Annotated in this window: 1 protein-coding gene; it reads left to right on the forward strand. The window is 80.5% G+C overall.

Annotated features, from left to right (window positions below; translation table 11 throughout):
* The coding region (locus tag GT042_RS20170; RefSeq protein WP_161310119.1) for a hypothetical protein at positions 1 to 215 on the forward strand (215 nt) is incomplete at both ends.

The following is a 215-nucleotide window of genomic DNA, read 5'->3' on the forward strand; positions in this document are numbered from 1 at the left end:
GGGCGCTCGCGGCGGCCCGTGCCGTGCTGACGGCCGTCGGCGCGGTGGACGGCACTTCGGGCCGGGCGACCGAGCGCGGGGTACGGATGTCACGGATCGGCCTGCATCCCCGGCTGGCGCGGGCGCTCCTGGACGGCGCCTCGCGGGTCGGCACGCGCCGGGCGGCGGAGGTGGTGGCGCTGCTGAGCGAGGAGCCGCCGCGCGCGTACGGGGAC

Source organism: Streptomyces sp. SID3212 (assembly GCF_009865405.1).
Classification (GTDB): Bacteria; Actinomycetota; Actinomycetes; order Streptomycetales; family Streptomycetaceae; genus Streptomyces.